This is a genomic window from Streptomyces sp. WP-1 (assembly GCF_030450125.1).
Classification (GTDB): domain Bacteria; phylum Actinomycetota; class Actinomycetes; order Streptomycetales; family Streptomycetaceae; genus Streptomyces; species Streptomyces incarnatus.
In genome coordinates this window covers 3,823,685-3,839,476 of sequence record NZ_CP123923.1, presented here as the reverse complement: position 1 = coordinate 3,839,476, position 15,792 = coordinate 3,823,685, and the positions used below count along the sequence as shown (strand labels likewise).

The 15,792-nt window shown below is 73.2% G+C and carries 16 protein-coding genes; 13 read left to right on the top strand and 3 right to left on the bottom strand.

Features of this window, described 5'->3' with window-relative positions:
• Positions 1-35 precede the first annotated feature (35 nt).
• Complete coding sequence (locus tag QHG49_RS16645) at positions 36-314, top strand: hypothetical protein (RefSeq protein ID WP_145487036.1); 279 nt, start codon at positions 36-38, stop codon at positions 312-314.
• Position 315: 1 nt separating this feature from the next.
• Positions 316-651: a hypothetical protein gene (locus QHG49_RS16640; RefSeq protein WP_085565785.1), complete on the top strand. Its 336-nt coding sequence runs from the start codon at positions 316-318 to the stop codon at positions 649-651.
• Positions 652-832: 181 nt separating this feature from the next.
• Here QHG49_RS16640 and QHG49_RS16635 read toward each other — a convergent pair whose 3' ends face one another.
• Entirely contained in the window at positions 833-1,246 is a 414-nt protein-coding gene (locus QHG49_RS16635; protein WP_301490164.1) for a PPOX class F420-dependent oxidoreductase, read from the bottom strand.
• A 135-nt stretch (positions 1,247-1,381) separates the two neighbouring features.
• Here QHG49_RS16635 and clpB point away from each other — a divergent pair, with 135 nt between their 5' ends.
• On the top strand, positions 1,382-3,979 hold the full coding sequence (gene clpB / locus QHG49_RS16630; protein ID WP_145487038.1) for an ATP-dependent chaperone ClpB: 2,598 nt from the start codon (positions 1,382-1,384) through the stop codon (positions 3,977-3,979).
• Between the two features lie 184 nt (positions 3,980-4,163).
• Positions 4,164-4,706: a YbjN domain-containing protein gene (locus tag QHG49_RS16625; protein ID WP_145487039.1), complete on the top strand. Its 543-nt coding sequence runs from the start codon at positions 4,164-4,166 to the stop codon at positions 4,704-4,706.
• A 13-nt stretch (positions 4,707-4,719) separates the two neighbouring features.
• On the opposite strand, the gene QHG49_RS16620 is transcribed toward QHG49_RS16625, so the two are convergent.
• Positions 4,720-5,904, bottom strand: coding sequence for a hypothetical protein (locus QHG49_RS16620; RefSeq protein ID WP_201300622.1), 1,185 nt, complete (start codon positions 5,902-5,904; stop codon positions 4,720-4,722).
• A 70-nt stretch (positions 5,905-5,974) separates the two neighbouring features.
• The gene (locus QHG49_RS16615) at positions 5,975-7,159 is read right to left on the bottom strand and encodes a pyridoxal phosphate-dependent aminotransferase (protein WP_159703413.1); all 1,185 of its coding nucleotides are present in this window, start codon (positions 7,157-7,159) and stop codon (positions 5,975-5,977) included.
• A gap of 140 nt (positions 7,160-7,299) precedes the next feature.
• Here QHG49_RS16615 and QHG49_RS16610 point away from each other — a divergent pair, with 140 nt between their 5' ends.
• The 9 genes from QHG49_RS16610 (at position 7,300) to QHG49_RS16570 (ending at position 15,772) form a co-directional block, all read left to right on the top strand.
• A complete protein-coding gene (locus tag QHG49_RS16610; RefSeq protein ID WP_301490163.1) occupies positions 7,300-7,635 on the top strand; it encodes a hypothetical protein in 336 nt (111 codons plus the stop codon).
• Positions 7,636-7,930: 295 nt separating this feature from the next.
• Complete coding sequence (locus QHG49_RS16605) at positions 7,931-8,473, top strand: DUF2617 family protein (RefSeq protein WP_145487042.1); 543 nt, start codon at positions 7,931-7,933, stop codon at positions 8,471-8,473.
• A 100-nt stretch (positions 8,474-8,573) separates the two neighbouring features.
• A complete protein-coding gene (locus tag QHG49_RS16600; protein WP_159703422.1) occupies positions 8,574-10,211 on the top strand; it encodes a polyamine aminopropyltransferase in 1,638 nt (545 codons plus the stop codon).
• A 58-nt stretch (positions 10,212-10,269) separates the two neighbouring features.
• Positions 10,270-11,130: an SRPBCC family protein gene (locus tag QHG49_RS16595; protein WP_301490162.1), complete on the top strand. Its 861-nt coding sequence runs from the start codon at positions 10,270-10,272 to the stop codon at positions 11,128-11,130.
• A gap of 108 nt (positions 11,131-11,238) precedes the next feature.
• Positions 11,239-12,027, top strand: a complete 789-nt coding sequence (locus QHG49_RS16590; protein WP_159703463.1) for an aldose 1-epimerase — start codon at positions 11,239-11,241, stop codon at positions 12,025-12,027.
• Between the two features lie 9 nt (positions 12,028-12,036).
• Entirely contained in the window at positions 12,037-12,585 is a 549-nt protein-coding gene (gene pyrE, locus QHG49_RS16585; protein ID WP_037658405.1) for an orotate phosphoribosyltransferase, read from the top strand.
• Between the two features lie 134 nt (positions 12,586-12,719).
• The gene (fbaA, locus tag QHG49_RS16580) at positions 12,720-13,742 is read left to right on the top strand and encodes a class II fructose-bisphosphate aldolase (RefSeq protein WP_145487046.1); all 1,023 of its coding nucleotides are present in this window, start codon (positions 12,720-12,722) and stop codon (positions 13,740-13,742) included.
• 102 nt (positions 13,743-13,844) lie between these two features.
• Positions 13,845-15,305 carry an MFS transporter gene (locus QHG49_RS16575; protein ID WP_159703466.1) on the top strand — a complete coding sequence of 487 codons (1,461 nt, stop codon included), beginning with the start codon at positions 13,845-13,847 and terminating at the stop codon, positions 15,303-15,305.
• Positions 15,306-15,358: 53 nt separating this feature from the next.
• Entirely contained in the window at positions 15,359-15,772 is a 414-nt protein-coding gene (locus QHG49_RS16570; protein ID WP_037658410.1) for a DUF3151 domain-containing protein, read from the top strand.
• Positions 15,773-15,792 lie beyond the last annotated feature (20 nt).

Genomic DNA, 15,792 nt, shown 5'->3' with positions numbered 1-15,792 from the left:
CGTCTTATCCGACGGGGGAAGAAGGGGACCTTCAAGTGAGGACGAAGTCGACCATGGGCAAGAAGATGATTCGCTCGGTGCTGGTCGCCACCTTCTCCGCCGTTGTGGCCCTTGGAGTGCTGAGTGGCCCCTTCGGTGCGAAGAGCGACACTCGCGCGGACACCAGGTGGCCCGCGGTGGCCACGTTCGACGCGAAGACCGATGTGCGCGCCGACACCCGGTGGCCCTCGGACACCCGGTGGCCCTCGGCGCCCGCGCCCGCGACCGCGGTGACCACGAAGACGGTGGGCACGGCAGACGGTTCAGGGAGCTGATGTGACCACGCCACCCGACGACCGCTCCTTCCGCCGTGAGATGGCCACCGCCTACCGCTCCGGCTGGCACTTCATCGATCTGGTGACCGCGATCCCCCACCCGGGGGACTCGCTGATGGTGACCGTCTTCGGTGAGCCGGTCGTCGTCACGCGCGACGACGAGGAGGACGTCCGGGCCTACCGGTGCCTGCGCAAGCCGCGTGGGGCGCCCCAGCCGGTGCGGTGTGCCATACGGTACGGAATGATCTTTGTGAACCTGGACCAGCGGGATCACCGGCTCACCGAGCCGGTGGAGTCCGACCTGAGGACCATCTCGGCCACCCCCCGCAGTGCCTGACGCGATTCCCCCGTCGTAAAAGATCGCTCAGGCGCTTCCCCCCGCAGCGGCGTCACCGTGACCTGAACACGGTGACGCCGCTGTTGTTCGTGGCGACATTTCGGGGTATGCCCCGGCTTCCACAGTGGCCGAAACGAATCGAACACGGCCGCGGCGGTGTCACTCGTCCTCCACATCTCGTTCACCCCCGCCCCAGCGCCCTCTCCAGCGCGATCTCGATCACCACGCGGGTCGGGTTGGGCCGGGGCTCGTGCTCGTAGCGCTCGGCGTAGCGGCGCTCCGCGTCCCGGACCCGGTCCGGGTCCGCGGACAGGCGCGCCCGCCCCTCCAGAGTGGCCCAGCGGCGCCCGTCGACCTGGCAGACGGCGGCGCGGGCGCCCTCCGGCCCGGCGGCGCGGACATGGCCCGCCTTCGCGCTGGCCCCGTCGCAGATCACCCGGGCAAGTAGCGCTTCGGGGTCGTACGTCACCCCGACCGGCACTACATGCGGGCTGCCGTCCGGGCGGATGGTCGTCAGTGTGCACAGATGCCGCTCGCGCCAGAAGCCGAGATACGCCTCGTCCGGGGAACCCGGATCTACGGAATGGTTCGCCATGCCCGGAAACCTAGCCGCAGAGCGGTGCGCGAGCAGCCTTGAGTGGAATAGACTCAACTTTATGTACGCTGGTTAAGTCAGCAGAGGGACGCAGTCAGAGGTACGCAGCGGTACGTCGAGGAGGAGAACGCACACGTGGACGCCGAGCTGACCAACAAGAGCCGGGATGCGATCAACGCGGCCAGCAGCCGGGCCGTGACCGAGGGGCATCCGGACCTGACCCCCGCGCATCTGCTGTTGGCGCTGCTTGAGGGGCAGGACAACGAGAACATCACCGACCTGCTCGCCGCCGTCGACGCCGACCAGGCCGCCGTGCGCGCCGGCGCGGAGAAGCTCCTGGCCGCGCTGCCCAGCGTGGCCGGCTCCACCGTCGCGCCCCCGCAGCCGAGCCGCGACCTGCTGGCCGTGATCGCGGACGCGGGCGAGCGCGCCAAGGACCTCGGCGACGAGTACCTGTCGACCGAACACCTGCTGATCGGCATCGCCGCCAAGGGCGGGACCGCCGGTGAGCTGCTCAGGCGCGAGGGCGCCGAGGCGAAGAAGCTGCTGGAGGCCTTCAAGAAGGCCAGGGGAGGACGCCGCGTGACCACCGCCGACCCGGAGGGCCAGTACAAGGCCCTGGAGAAGTTCGGCACCGACTTCACCGCCGCCGCCCGCGAGGGCCGGCTCGACCCGGTCATCGGGCGGGACCAGGAGATCCGGCGGGTCGTGCAGGTGCTGAGCCGTCGTACGAAGAACAACCCGGTCCTCATCGGCGAGCCGGGCGTCGGCAAGACCGCCGTCGTGGAGGGGCTCGCCCAGCGGATCGTCAAGGGCGACGTGCCCGAGTCGCTGAAGGACAAGCGCCTGGTCGCGCTGGACCTCGGCGCGATGGTCGCGGGCGCCAAGTACCGCGGCGAGTTCGAGGAGCGCCTCAAGGCCGTGCTCGCGGAGATCAAGGAATCCGACGGGCAGATCATCACCTTCATCGACGAGCTGCACACGGTCGTCGGCGCGGGCGCGGGCGGCGACTCCGCCATGGACGCGGGCAACATGCTCAAGCCCATGCTCGCCCGCGGCGAGCTGCGCATGGTCGGCGCCACCACCCTGGACGAGTACCGGGAGCGGATCGAGAAGGACCCCGCCCTGGAGCGCCGCTTCCAGCAGGTGCTGGTCGCCGAGCCGACCGTCGAGGACACCATCGCGATCCTGCGCGGCCTCAAGGGCCGCTACGAGGCGCACCACAAGGTGCAGATCGCGGACAGCGCCCTGGTCGCCGCGGCCACCCTCTCCGACCGCTACATCACCTCCCGCTTCCTGCCGGACAAGGCCATCGACCTGGTGGACGAGGCGGCCTCCCGGCTGCGCATGGAGATCGACTCCTCGCCGGTGGAGATCGACGAACTCCAGCGCTCCGTCGACCGGTTGAAGATGGAGGAGCTGGCGATCGGCAAGGAGACCGACCCCGCCTCGCTGGCCCGCCTGGAGAAGCTGCGCCGCGATCTCGCCGACAAGGAGGAGGAGTTGCGGGGCCTGACCGCCCGCTGGGAGAAGGAGAAGCAGTCCCTCAACCGGGTCGGTGAGCTGAAGGAGCGGCTGGACGACCTGCGCGGCCAGGCCGAACGCGCCCAGCGCGACGGCGACTTCGACAAGGCCGCCAAGCTGCTCTACGGCGAGATCCCGCAGCTGGAGAAGGAGCTGGAGGCCGCCTCCGAGGCCGAGGAGGAGGCCGCGAAGGACACCATGGTCAAGGAGGAGGTCGGCGCCGACGACATCGCCGACGTCGTCGGGGCCTGGACCGGCATCCCGGCCGGCCGGCTGCTGGAGGGCGAGACCCAGAAGCTGCTGCGCATGGAGGACGAGCTGGGCAAGCGGCTCATCGGCCAGGGCGAGGCCGTGCGCGCGGTCAGCGACGCGGTACGGCGCTCCCGGGCCGGCGTCGCCGACCCCGACCGGCCCACCGGATCGTTCCTCTTCCTCGGCCCGACCGGCGTCGGCAAGACCGAACTCGCCAAGGCGCTCGCGGACTTCCTCTTCGACGACGAGCGGGCCATGGTCCGCATCGACATGTCGGAGTACGGCGAGAAGCACAGCGTGGCCCGGCTGGTCGGCGCGCCCCCCGGGTACGTGGGCTACGAGGAGGGCGGCCAGCTCACCGAGGCGGTGCGCAGGCGCCCGTACAGCGTGGTCCTCCTGGACGAGGTGGAGAAGGCCCACCCGGAGGTCTTCGACATCCTGCTCCAGGTGCTGGACGACGGCCGGCTGACCGACGGCCAGGGGCGCACGGTCGACTTCCGCAACACCATCCTGGTGCTCACCTCCAACCTGGGCAGCCAGTTCCTGATCGACCCGCTGCGGAGCGAGGAGGAGAAGAAGGAGCAGGTGCTGGAGGTCGTACGGGCGTCCTTCAAGCCGGAGTTCCTCAACCGCCTGGACGACCTCGTGGTGTTCTCCGCGCTGACCAAGCCCGAGCTGGAGCGGATCGCGGGGCTCCAGATCGAGCGGCTGGGCCGGCGGCTCGCCGAGCGCCGGCTCACCCTGGACGTCACGCCCGAGGCACTGGCCTGGCTCGCCGAGGAGGGCCTGGACCCGGCGTACGGCGCCCGGCCGCTGCGCCGCCTGGTGCAGACCGCCATCGGCGACCGGCTCGCCCGGGAGATCCTGTCCGGCGAGATCACGGACGGCGACACGGTCCGCGTGGACCGCTTCGGCGAGGGCCTGCTGGTCGGCCCGGAGACGGGCAAGACGCTCTGACGCGCACCCGGTGGACGTGCCGTACGGGGGCCCGGTCCGGGCCCCCGTACGGTTCGGCGCGTCCACGGTCCGCCGTCCGGGCGGCGGATCATGTCAGCCGATGGCCGACAGGCCCCGTCAGGGCTTGCCACCCCCCTCCCCGCATGGGGGAGGATGGCGGGATCCGTACGAAGGGAAAAACACGGTGAGCATCGACCCGTCCTCGATTCCGAACTTCGGGGGCCAGCCCGAGCCGCAGCCCCAGGGACCGGGCGGCCCCGTCCTCCCGGACCAGGACCTCGTGAAGCAGCTCCTGGAGCAGATGGAGCTGAAGTACGTCATCGACGAGGAGGGCGACCTCGCGGCGCCCTGGGAGCAGTTCCGCACCTACTTCATGTTCCGCGGGGAGGACGAGCACGCAGTCTTCTCGGTGCGGACCTTCTACGACCGCCCGCACCAGATCGAGGACAAGGCCCAGCTCCTCGAGTCGGTCGACGACTGGAACCGCCGCACCCTGTGGCCCAAGGTCTACACCCACACCCACGACGACGGCACGGTCCGCCTCATCGGCGAGGCCCAGATGCTGATCGGCACCGGCGTCGACCTCAACCACTTCGTCTCCTCCACGGTCAGCTGGGTGCGCGCCGCGATCGAGTTCGACAAGTGGCTGGTCGAGCAGCTGGGCCTGGAGCAGGAGGTCGACGGCACCGAGAAGCCGCAGGACGGCGAGGCCGACTCCGGCGAGTGACCGGCACGGACCGCTACAGCGGCGCGTTCCCCAGCACCAGCAGGTACGCGCCGTAGAGGTACGACAGCCCGGCCAGGGCCGCGACCACCACGGCCGCGTGCCAGGGCCGGGCTTTCGCCGTGCGGACCAGGGCGCGGGCCGGCGGCAGCAGCAGCGGGAAGGCCGGCAGCAGGAAGCGCGGCTTGGACTCGAAGATGCCCGAACCGCCGAGCACGACCAGCAGCAGCACCCCGCTGTAGACCAGCAGCGGCAGCGGCGGCCGGTCGAGCGCCAGCAGCACGAACAGCACCACGCCCACGGCCACCAGCAGCAGCGCGACGGGGAACACCACCCGGCCGCCGTGCAGCAGCAGGGCGCGCACGAAGCGCAGCGAGCCGCGCCCGAGGTCGAACCGGGAGCCCCAGCGCGCCTGGACGTCGAAGTAGCCGCCCAGCAGATCGCCCCGGCGGCGGCCCACCCACAGCAGGAACGCGGTCCAGCCCAGCGGGGCGAGCGCCGCACCCGTCCACAGCCTGTGGGAAACCCGGCCGCGCCGCCGCCACACCTCGGTGGCGGCCGCGGCGAGCACGGCGGCGGCCACCGCGAACCCGTTCGGCCGGGCCAGCCCCGCGAGCGCCGCCAGGCTCCCCGCCCACAGCCAGCGCCCGGTCAGCACCGCGTACAGCGACCAGGCCGCGCACGCGGTGAGCACCGGCTCGGTGTACGCCATCGACAGCACCACCGAGTGCGGCAGCAGCCCCCACAGCAGCACCAGCGCGATCCCCGCCGGCCGCCCGTACAGCAGCGCCCCCACCGCGTACAGGCCCGCCGCGGCCACCAGCGCCGCCGACCAGGACACCAGCAGCCCGGCCGCGCCCCCGCCGAGCGTGCTCACCTCGCTCACCGCCCGCACCAGCGCCGGGTACAGCGGGAAGAACGCCAGGTCGCTGTAGCCGTGCCGGCCCAGGGCGTGGCCGTACCCGTGCGCCGCGATGCCCAGGTACCAGACCGAGTCCCAGGAGCGGCCCAGCAGGGCCAGCACCGGGCGGCCCGCGGCCTCGGCGAGCAGGGCGAGGACGGCGGCTCCGGCGAGCCGCGCGCCGAGGAACAGTCCTACGGCGACGCCGCTCGCCCTGAGCAGGGAGGCGCGGGCGCGTTCCCCGGGGGCGGGTCCGGGTGCGGTGACGGGCGGCGCGAGAACGGTGCTGACGTGGGTCACACCTCCGCACCTTGCAAGGGCCCGGCCCCGGATGCGAGCAGGGCGCGGCCAACCGGCGGCGCGCCGTCCCTCACATGGCCCGCAGGCGCTCCGCGGCCTCGCGCAGCACGTCCTCGCGCTTGCAGAACGCGAACCGCACGAACGGGGCGCCCGCCTCCCGGTCGTCGTAGAAGACGGCGTTCGGGATGGCCACGACACCGGCGCGTTCGGGCAGGGCGCGGCAGAAGGCGAAGCCGTCCTTCTCGCCGAGGGGGCGGATGTCGGTGGTGACGAAGTAGGTGCCCGCCGGCCTGAACACCTCGAAGCCCGCCGCCGTGAGCCCCGCCGACAGGATGTCCCGGCGCTCGCGCATGGAGCGGCGGAAGCCGTCGTAGTAGGACTCGGGCAGGGCGAGGGCCTCGGCCACCGCGTACTGGAAGGGGCCCGAGGAGACGTAGGTGAGGAACTGCTTGGCCGCGCGGACCGCGCTGACCAGGGCGGGCGCGGCGGTCACCCAGCCGACCTTCCAGCCGGTGAACGAGAACGTCTTGCCGGCCGAGCCGATGGTCACCGTGCGCTCGCGCATCCCCGGGAAGGAAGCGAGGGGGACGTGCTCGGCGTCGTCGAACACCAGGTGCTCGTACACCTCGTCCGTCACCACCAGCAGGTCCCGCTCCACGGCGAGCTGGGCGACGGCGGCCAGCTCGGCGCGGGTGAGGACGGTGCCGGTGGGGTTGTGCGGGGTGTTGATCAGCAGCAGCCGGGTCCGGTCGGTGACGGCGGCGCGCAGCTCGTCCAGGTCGAGCCGGAAGCTGCCCTCGTGCGGGCGCAGGGTCACCGGCACCCGGCGCCCGCCCGCCAGCGCGATGCTCGCCGCGTAGGAGTCGTAGTACGGCTCCAGGGCCACCACCTCGTCGCCCGGCTCCAGCAGCGCGAGCAGCGCGGCCGCGATGGCCTCGGTGGCGCCCGCCGTCACCAGCACCTCGGTGTCGGGGTCGTACGACAGCCCGTACCGGCGCAGCTGGTGCGCGGCGATCGCGGTGCGCAGCTCGGGGACGCCGGGGCCCGGCGGGTACTGGTTGCCGCGCCCGTCGCGCAGCGCCCGTACGGCGGCCTCCCTGACCTCCTCGGGGCCGTCGGTGTCGGGGAAGCCCTGGCCGAGGTTGATCGACCCGGTGGCGACGGCGAGGGCGGACATCTCCGCGAAGATCGTCGTACCGAACTCGGCGAGCCTGCGGTTGAGGAGGGGGCGCGCGGTGGAGGTCATGGCGGCCATCCTGCGCCCAAGCTCTGGAGTTCCTCAACTCCGCTTTGGCTCTCGTCCGGGGTGGGCATCTCCGGGGCACCGCGCGTGGCGCGGGGAGGGACGAGGCGCCCACGGGGGGTGGCTTCGGGGGACCGGGAGAAGGTGGCGCCATGGATCCGTTCGTCGTCGGACTGGTGGGAGTGTTCGTCCTGTTCGTCGTCATCGCGCGGGTGTCCGGGAAGAAGGGCGGCAGGCGGGGCGGGGGCAAGGGCGGGGCCGCGCGGCGGGGCGGCGCGGCCGGGAGCGCGGGCGGCGGCAGCTGGTGGGCCGGGGACTCCGGGTCCTCCTCGTCCGGCGGGCACCATGGGCACCACGGGGGCCACGGGGGCCACGGGGGCCACCACGGCGGGCACTCCTGCGGCGGCGGCCACTCCTCGTGCGGGGGTCACTCCTCCTGCGGCGGCGGGTCGTCCTGCGGGGGCGGCGGTGGCTGCGGGAGCAGCTGAGGCGGACGGGGCGGACGGCGCCGGGGAGAGGCTGCTGGGACGAGGGGTGCGGGCCCTTGGCACCCGCTCCCGGCGTACGCCGTGGTGGAACAGTTGAACTGTGAGCCCCCCGAGGGATGGAATGCCCCCGTAGTTGGGTAAAAACGCTGTGGCAGGGCCTCTGTTCATGATTCCCTCTAAAACGCCAATGCAGCCAACGCAGCCCCCAGGACGTCTCGCAGACGCCTCGTACCGGCCGGGCCGGCCGGGCTGACACGGCCATCTCCCCTCATTTGCGTGTTAGCGGAGCCGATCCATGCTCACGACCCTGAACACCACGTACAGCGATACGCGCGCTGCCGACCTCGCCTGGGCCCTGGGGCGCGAGCCGCTCCCCGCCCTGGCCACCCTCGACCTCGAACTGACCGGCACCAAACTCCAGTTGAGGCTCCTCGGCGCCTCCCACCAGATCCTCCTGGAGGAGGACCGCGGCCTGTGCTCCGAGACCGTGGCCTGCATCCCCGGCTCCAGCACCCCGCTGCCGCTCGGCGTCGCCAAGCGCGTCGGCGACTGGGAGTACGAGTTCGCGGCGCGCGTCGAGATGCTCACCCCGGGCTCCTTCGCGGGCCGCGCCCAGGAGTTGCTCGCCCTCGTCTCCGAGCACCCGCACGGACTCGCCGGTGTCTTCCCGGGCAGCCCGCACGCGTTCACCGCGATGCTGGCCCAGCGGCACGAGGACCATGTGCACTGGCGCACCTGGCACGCCTACCCGCAGGACGGCCAACTCGTCGCCACCCGGACCCGGGTGGGGGCGCGGGCGCGCGGCGGGCGGCCCGGCCAGGACGCCGACGCGGCGTAGTCCGGGACGTCCGCCGCATAAACCCGGATGGGGTCAACTGCCCCCAGATACACACCTGCGGGTGACGAAGCGTGCCCGTCGCGTGACGTAACGTCGCAGCGTGATCGAACCGCAGGCCCCCGCGCCCCCGGGCGCCCCGCCCTCCCGGACCGGCCCCGCAGGGCTGCCCGTCCGGCCCGGCACCGGGCGGTTCCTGGTCCTCGCGTGCGTCTTCGTCTGCGCGGCCTGCGGACTCGTGTACGAGCTGGAACTCGTCGCGTTCGCCTCGTACTTGATCGGTGACTCGGTCACCCAGGCGTCCGTCGTGCTGTCCGTGATGGTGTTCGCGATGGGCATCGGCTCGCTCGGCGCCAAACGGCTGCGCCGGCACACCGCCGTCGGCTTCGGCGCGGTGGAGACCCTGCTCGCCCTGGTCGGCGGGTGCAGCGCGATGGCCCTGTACGCGGTGTTCGCCTGGACCGGCGGCTGGGGCGGCCTGTGGGCCGAGGGCCCGCGCTGCCTGCTGGTCGCCTTCTCGCTCGCCATCGGCCTGCTCATCGGCGCCGAGGTCCCGCTGCTGATGGAGCTGATCCAGCGCATCCGCCGGCAGGACGCGCCCGCCGCCGTGGCCGACCTGTTCGCCGCGGACTACGTCGGCGCCCTCGTCGGCGGCCTCGCCTTCCCCTTCGTACTCCTGCCGTTCTGCGGCCAGTTGACCGGCGCGCTGCTCACCGGCACGGTCAACCTCGTCGCGGGCGGCGCCCTCGTCCTCGGCCTCTTCCGGCGCGACCTGACCCGCCGGGCCCGCTGGACCCTGCTCCTCGTCGGCCTCGCCGTCCTCGGCGTCCTCGCCTCGGCCGCCGCCCTCTCCGCCGACTTCGAACGCGCCGCGCGCCGGGCGGTGTACGGCACCGACGTCCGGGTCGCCGTGCAGACCGGGGTGCAGGAGGTCGTCCTCGCGGGCGGCACCGGCGGCCGCCCCCTCGACCTCTACCTCGACGGCCGGCTGCGCGTCGGCGGCCAGGACGCCCGCCGCTACCACGAGGCCCTGGTCCACCCCGCCCTCACCGGACCGCACGCCCGCGTGCTGATCCTCGGCGGCGGCGACGGCCTCGCCGCGCGCGAGGTGCTGCGCCACCGGGGAGTGCGCCGCGTCGACATCGTCGAACTCGACCCGGGGCTCGCCCGGTTGGCCCGCAGCGACCCCGGCCTCGCCGCCGCCGACGGCCATGTCTACGCCGATCCCCGCGTCCGTCTCACCACCGCCGACGCCCTCAACTGGCTGCGCGCCGCGCCCGGCGCCGCGTACGACGTCGTGATCGCCGACCTCCCCGACCCCGGCATCACCGCCAGCACCAAGCTGTACTCCGAGGAGTTCTACGGCCTCACCCGCCGCGTGCTCGCCCCCGGCGGGCGCCTCGTCGTGCACGCCGGGTCCGCCACCACCCGCCCCCGCGTCTTCTGGACGGTCGCCGCGACCCTGCGCGCGGCCGGGCTCGCCGCCACCCCCTACCGGGTCCTCGGCCACGACCCCGGCTTCCCGGCGGGCCCCGACCGCTCGGCGGGCGCGCCCGAGGCCCCGCACGACTGGGGCTTCCTGCTCGCCGCCGCGGGCCGCGCCGCGCCACCCCTGCGCCTGGACCCGGCGGTCCCCGCGGCCACCCTCACCCCGGCCGCCCTCGCCGCGGACCGGCGGGCGGCCGAGCGAACCCGGATCGGGGGGCTGCCCCCCTCCACCCTGATCCATCCGCGGTACTGAGCGGGTGCCGGTTCCGGCGAGGGTACGATCCGCCTCCACCTGGGTAGGCTCAGCCGACATGGAGCAGCAGGTCTTCGTCCCGGTCCCGGCCGACCGTCTCGCCACGGCACTCGCCGACCCCGCGCGCGTCGCCCGGGCCGTCCCCGGGCTCCAGCAGGACGCCGGTGCCCCGCCCGTCGCCGGGCGCCTCAAACTGCGCGTCGGCGGACACTCCGTCACCTATCGCGGCACCGCGCGGGTGCTCGCCCGGCAGGACGGCGCGTACACCGTCGAGGGCGACGCCACCGAGGCCCGCGGCAGCGGCGCGGTCACGTTCGCCCTCACCCTGCGCCTCGCGGACGCCGAGGGCGGTACGACGGTCACGGCCGAGGGCGGCGCGGACGCCTCCGGCCGGATCGCGGAGCTTCCCGCCGACACCGTCGCCGCGGCGGCGACCCGGCTGCTGACCCGGTTCCTGGAGGCGCTGGGGGAGCGGGCGGAGGAGCCCGGGACCGGGACGGAGGAGGCGGCAGAGGCCGAGGAGGCGCAAGAGGCGTCGGCGGCCGGGCACGCGTCCGTTTTCGACACCGAGATTCCGCCATCCTCGCTCGACCCCGACCCCGACCCCGACGCGGACGACGAGGACGACGCGCAGGAGACGGCCGAGGACGGGGCGGGCCCCGCGGACGACGGGGAGGGCCCCGCGGACGACTTCACCGACACCGGCGTCCCGCCCGCCGAGGCGGCCCACGCCCGCCGCACGATGATCGGCCGCAGCGCGGAGGAGGTCGACCACGCCCCGCCACGCGGCCGCTATGCCCCGGTACCGGCCCCGCAGACCGTTTCGGCGAACCAGGCGCTCAAGTGGGCGGCGCCGGCCGCGGCGTTGGCGGTGGCGTCGGCGTTCGTGGTGGGCCGGGCACTGCGCCGACGCCGTTGAGACCGTCCGCCTCGGGCGGCTTTCGCCGTGGCCGGTCCGCCCGCGGGACGGAGCCGCGTATCGGACACGGTCGCGCACCTTCGGGCGCCGCCCCAGTACTGTCGTCCCGTGAGTGACGAAGACATCACGCTGACCGCGGGCGACGCGGAGGTGATCGTGCGGCCCGGGAACGGCGGCCGCATCGGCGGACTGAGGATCGGCGGCACGGAACTGCTGCGGCAGGGCGACCGCTTCGGCTGCTTCCCCATGGTCCCCTGGGCCGGCCGCATCCGCGACGGCCGTTTCCTGGACGGCGGCATCGTCCGCCGGATGCCCCTCAACTCCCCGCCGCACGCCATCCACGGCACGGCCCGCGACGGCGCCTGGCGCACCGCGCGCGTCACCGCGCACGAGGCGGTGATCACGCACGAACTGACCGACCCCTGGCCGCACTCCGGCCGCGTCACCCAGATCGTCGCGCTTGCCGAGGACAGCCTGACGCTGACGATGGCCGTGGAGACGTACGACGACTCGTTCCCCGCGCAGATCGGCTGGCACCCCTGGTTCCACCGCACCCTCGACGGCGTCGACGCGGCCCTGGACTTCGCGCCCGCCTGGCAGGAGGAGCGCGGCGCCGACCACCTGCCCACCGGCAACCGCGTCGAGCCCAAACCGGGCCCGTGGGACGACTGCTTCGGGATGCCCGGCGGCGTCGACGTCACGCTCACCTGGCCGGGCCTGCTGGAGCTGAAGGTGGCGAGCCGCGAGGAGTGGGTGGTGGTCTACGACGAGCAGGACGAGGCAATCTGCGTGGAGCCGCAGACCGGTCCGCCCAACGGGCTGAACACCTGCCCGCGCCTGGTCACGCCCCTGGAGCCGCTGGAGGCGACCACGACCTGGAGCTGGCGGCGCCTCTAAGCTGGCCGCATGAGCGATGTACGGGCTGAGCTGCTTCAGCAGATCAAGGACAAGGCCGTGGTGCACGGCAAGGTGACCCTCTCCTCGGGTCTGGAGGCCGACTACTACGTCGACCTGCGCCGCGTCACCCTGGACGGCGAGGCCGCCCCGCTGGTCGGCCAGGTGCTGCTGGACCTCACCGAGGACCTGGAGTTCGACGCGGTGGGCGGGCTCACCATGGGCGCCGACCCGGTCGCGGCCGCCATGCTGCACGCGGCCGCCGCGCGCGGGCGCCGGCTGGACGCCTTCGTGGTCCGCAAGGCCGCCAAGGCGCACGGCATGCAGCGCAGGGTCGAGGGCCCGGAGATCCGGGGCCGCCGGGTCGTGGTGGTCGAGGACACCTCCACCACCGGCGGTTCCCCGCTCACCGCCGTGGAGGCGGTGCGCGAGGCCGGTGCCGAGGTCGTCGCCGTCGCGACCATCGTGGACCGCGCGACCGGCGCCGCCGAGAAGATCGAGGCCGGCGCGGGGGTGCCGTACCGTTTCGCCTTCTCGAAGGATGAACTGGGTCTGGACTGACACTCCCGTGTGACCTGGACTTGGGGGGCGTCGTGCGTCACCCGCCGTCTGGAAGGATGGGGGACCGACGACGACGTCACCCACCAGGTCCAGGGCCGTACGCAGAACCCACCCGCAACACAAGGAGCGGACAGATGCCCATCGCAACTCCCGAGGTCTACGCCGAGATGCTCGACCGGGCGAAGGCAGGCAAGTTCGCCTACCCGGCCATCAACGTCACCTCCAGCCAGACCCTGCACGCCGCGCTGCGCGGCTTCGCGGAGGCGGAGAGCGACGGCATCGTCCAGATCTCGACCGGTGGCGCCGAGTTCCTCGGTGGCCAGTACAGCAAGGACATGGTGACCGGCGCGGTCGCGCTCGCCGAGTTCGCGCACATCGTCGCGGAGAAGTACCCGGTCAACATCGCGCTGCACACCGACCACTGCCCGAAGGACAAGCTCGACGGGTACGTCCGTCCGCTGATCGCCCTGTCCAAGAAGCGCGTCGACGCCGGTCTCGGCCCGCTGTTCCAGTCGCACATGTGGGACGGCTCCGCCGAGACCCTCGCGGACAACCTGGAGATCGCGCAGGAGCTGCTGGAGCAGGCCCGCGCCGCCCGGATCATCCTGGAGGTGGAGATCACCCCGACCGGCGGCGAGGAGGACGGCGTCTCGCACGAGATCAACGACTCCCTGTACACCACGGTCGACGACGCGATCCGTACGGCGGAGGCGCTCGGCCTCGGCGAGAAGGGCCGCTACCTGCTGGCCGCGTCCTTCGGCAATGTGCACGGCGTGTACAAGCCGGGCAACGTCGTGCTCCGCCCCGAGCTGCTGAAGGAGCTCAACGAGGGCGTGGCCGCGCGGTTCGGCAAGGAGTCCCCGTTCGACTTCGTCTTCCACGGCGGCTCCGGCTCCAGCGAGGAGGAGATCCGCACGGCGCTGGAGAACGGCGTGGTGAAGATGAACCTGGACACCGACACCCAGTACGCCTTCACCCGCCCCGTCGCCGGCCACATGTTCGCCAACTACGACGGCGTCCTGAAGGTCGACGGCGAGGTCGGCGACAAGAAGTCCTACGACCCGCGCACCTGGGGCAAGCTGGCCGAGGCCGGCATGGCCGCGCGCGTCGTGGAGGCCACGCGGCACCTGCGCTCCGCGGGCAACAAGATCAAGTAAGCGCTCGGGCGCCGTGCACGGCGGACCTGGCGGCTTTCGGGCCGCCGGGGCCGCCGTCCGCTGTATGTGCCGGGGCCGCCGTCTCGCTGTATATGTGGGGGCATGCCCGAAGTCCGGATCGGCTCGTCCCGGGGTACGTGGATCCTGCTCACCACGGTGCTCGGCTCCAGCATGGCCCTGCTGGACTCGACCGTCGTCAATGTGGCGCTGCCCCGCATCGGCCGCGATCTGAACGCGAGCCTCGGCGCCCTCCAGTGGACCGTGAACGCGTACATGGTCACGCTGGCCGGGCTGATCCTGCTCGGCGGCTCCCTCGGCGACCGCTACGGCCGCCGCCGGATCTTCGTGCTCGGGGTGGTCTGGTTCGCCACCGCCTCCCTGCTGTGCGGCATCGCGCCGAACTCCGTGCTGCTGATCGTGGCCCGCGCCCTCCAGGGCGTCGGCGGGGCACTGCTCACCCCCGGCTCGCTCGCGCTGATCCAGGCGTCCTTCCACCCCGACGACCGCAGCCGGGCCGTCGGCCTGTGGTCCGGGTTCGGCGGGATCGGCGCGGCGGTCGGCCCCTTCCTGGGCGGCTGGCTGGTCTCCGGGCCCGGCTGGCGCTGGGTGTTCCTGCTCAATGTGCCGCTCGCCCTGCTCTGCGTGCCGGTGGCCCTGCGCCATGTCCCGGAGTCGGCCGACGAGGGCGCCCACGGCCGCTTCGACGTCCTCGGCGCGGTGCTGGGCGCGCTGTCGCTGGCGCTGCTGACGTACGCGCTGATCGAGGCGCGGGCGGGCACGGCCGCGGTGGTGGTGAGCGCGGTGCTCGGGCTCGCCGCGGCGGCCGCGTTCGTGTACGTCGAACGGCACCGGCCCGACCCCATGCTGCCGCCGGACGTCTTCGCCTCACGGCAGTTCACGGCGGTCAACCTGGTCACGCTGTGCGTGTACGCGGCCTTCGGCGGCTTCTTCTTCCTCACCGCGCTCCAGTTGCAGGTGGCGGTCGGCTGGTCGCCGCTGGTCGCGGGGACGGCGCTGCTGCCGACCACCATCCTGATGCTGCTGTTCTCCTCCGCCTCGGGCGCGCTGGCCGACCGCACGGGCCCCCGGCTGCCGCTCACCGTCGGGCCGCTGCTGTGCGCGGCCGCGATGCTGCTGATGCTGCGCGTCGGCCCGGGGGCGAGCTATCTCACCGACGTGCTGCCCGCGCTGCTGGTCATGGGCGCCGGGATGGTCACCCTCGTCGCCCCCCTCACCGCCACGGTCCTCGCCTCCGTCGACACCGCCCGCGCGGGCGTCGCCAGCGGCATCAACAACGCGGCGGCCCGGGCGGCGGGCCTGGTGGCGGTGGCGGCGCTGCCGCTGCTGGCCGGGATGGGCGCGGACGCGTACCGCTCCGCGCCGGCCTTCGACGCCTCGTTCAACCGGGCGATGCCGATCTGCGCGGGGGTGCTGGTGCTGGGCTCGATCCTCGCGTTCTTCCTGGTCACGGGACGCCCGACGCCGGAATGCCGGCACCCGGAGCGGCATACGCACTGCTCGCTGACGGCGCCTCCGCTGGAGGGGGAGCGGGCCGGTTCGTAGCCACCCCCCAGGGGTTCTGCCGGACGTGGACGCCGGTACGCGAGACTGAACCCATGACCATTCACGAGAACCTGCTCGGCGGGCCGCCCCCGACCCACCTCCCCGATGACCCGGAACCCCGTGAGCAGCTGGCCCAGGGCACCGCGCCGGCGGACGTCGCCGCGCAGCACCCCACCTCCTCCCTCGCGTGGGCGCAGCTCGCCGACGACGCCTTCGAGCGCGGCTCCGTCGTGGAGTCGTACGCCTACGCCCGTACGGGCTACCACCGCGGCCTCGACTCCCTGCGCCGCAGCGGCTGGAAGGGCCACGGTCCCGTGCCCTGGGAGCACGAGCCCAACCGCGGCTTCCTGCGCGCCCTGCACGCCCTCGCCCGCGCCGCCCAGGCCATCGGCGAACAGGAGGAGTACGAGCGCTGCGCCCAGTTCCTGAAGGACTCCTCGCCCACCGCGGCGTCGACCCTCGGCTGAGACACCGCGCGTCACCTGTG

Coding starts and splice junctions, on each gene's coding strand:
- QHG49_RS16635 (WP_301490164.1), bottom strand. CDS start 1,246: ATGGCGAACCATTCCGTAGATCCGGGTTCCCCGGACGAGGCGTATCTC.
- QHG49_RS16615 (WP_159703413.1), bottom strand. CDS start 7,159: ATGGCCGCCATGACCTCCACCGCGCGCCCCCTCCTCAACCGCAGGCTC.
- QHG49_RS16610 (WP_301490163.1), top strand. CDS start 7,300: ATGGATCCGTTCGTCGTCGGACTGGTGGGAGTGTTCGTCCTGTTCGTC.
- QHG49_RS16605 (WP_145487042.1), top strand. CDS start 7,931: ATGCTCACGACCCTGAACACCACGTACAGCGATACGCGCGCTGCCGAC.
- QHG49_RS16595 (WP_301490162.1), top strand. CDS start 10,270: ATGGAGCAGCAGGTCTTCGTCCCGGTCCCGGCCGACCGTCTCGCCACG.
- pyrE (WP_037658405.1), top strand. CDS start 12,037: ATGAGCGATGTACGGGCTGAGCTGCTTCAGCAGATCAAGGACAAGGCC.
- fbaA (WP_145487046.1), top strand. CDS start 12,720: ATGCCCATCGCAACTCCCGAGGTCTACGCCGAGATGCTCGACCGGGCG.
- QHG49_RS16575 (WP_159703466.1), top strand. CDS start 13,845: ATGCCCGAAGTCCGGATCGGCTCGTCCCGGGGTACGTGGATCCTGCTC.
- QHG49_RS16570 (WP_037658410.1), top strand. CDS start 15,359: ATGACCATTCACGAGAACCTGCTCGGCGGGCCGCCCCCGACCCACCTC.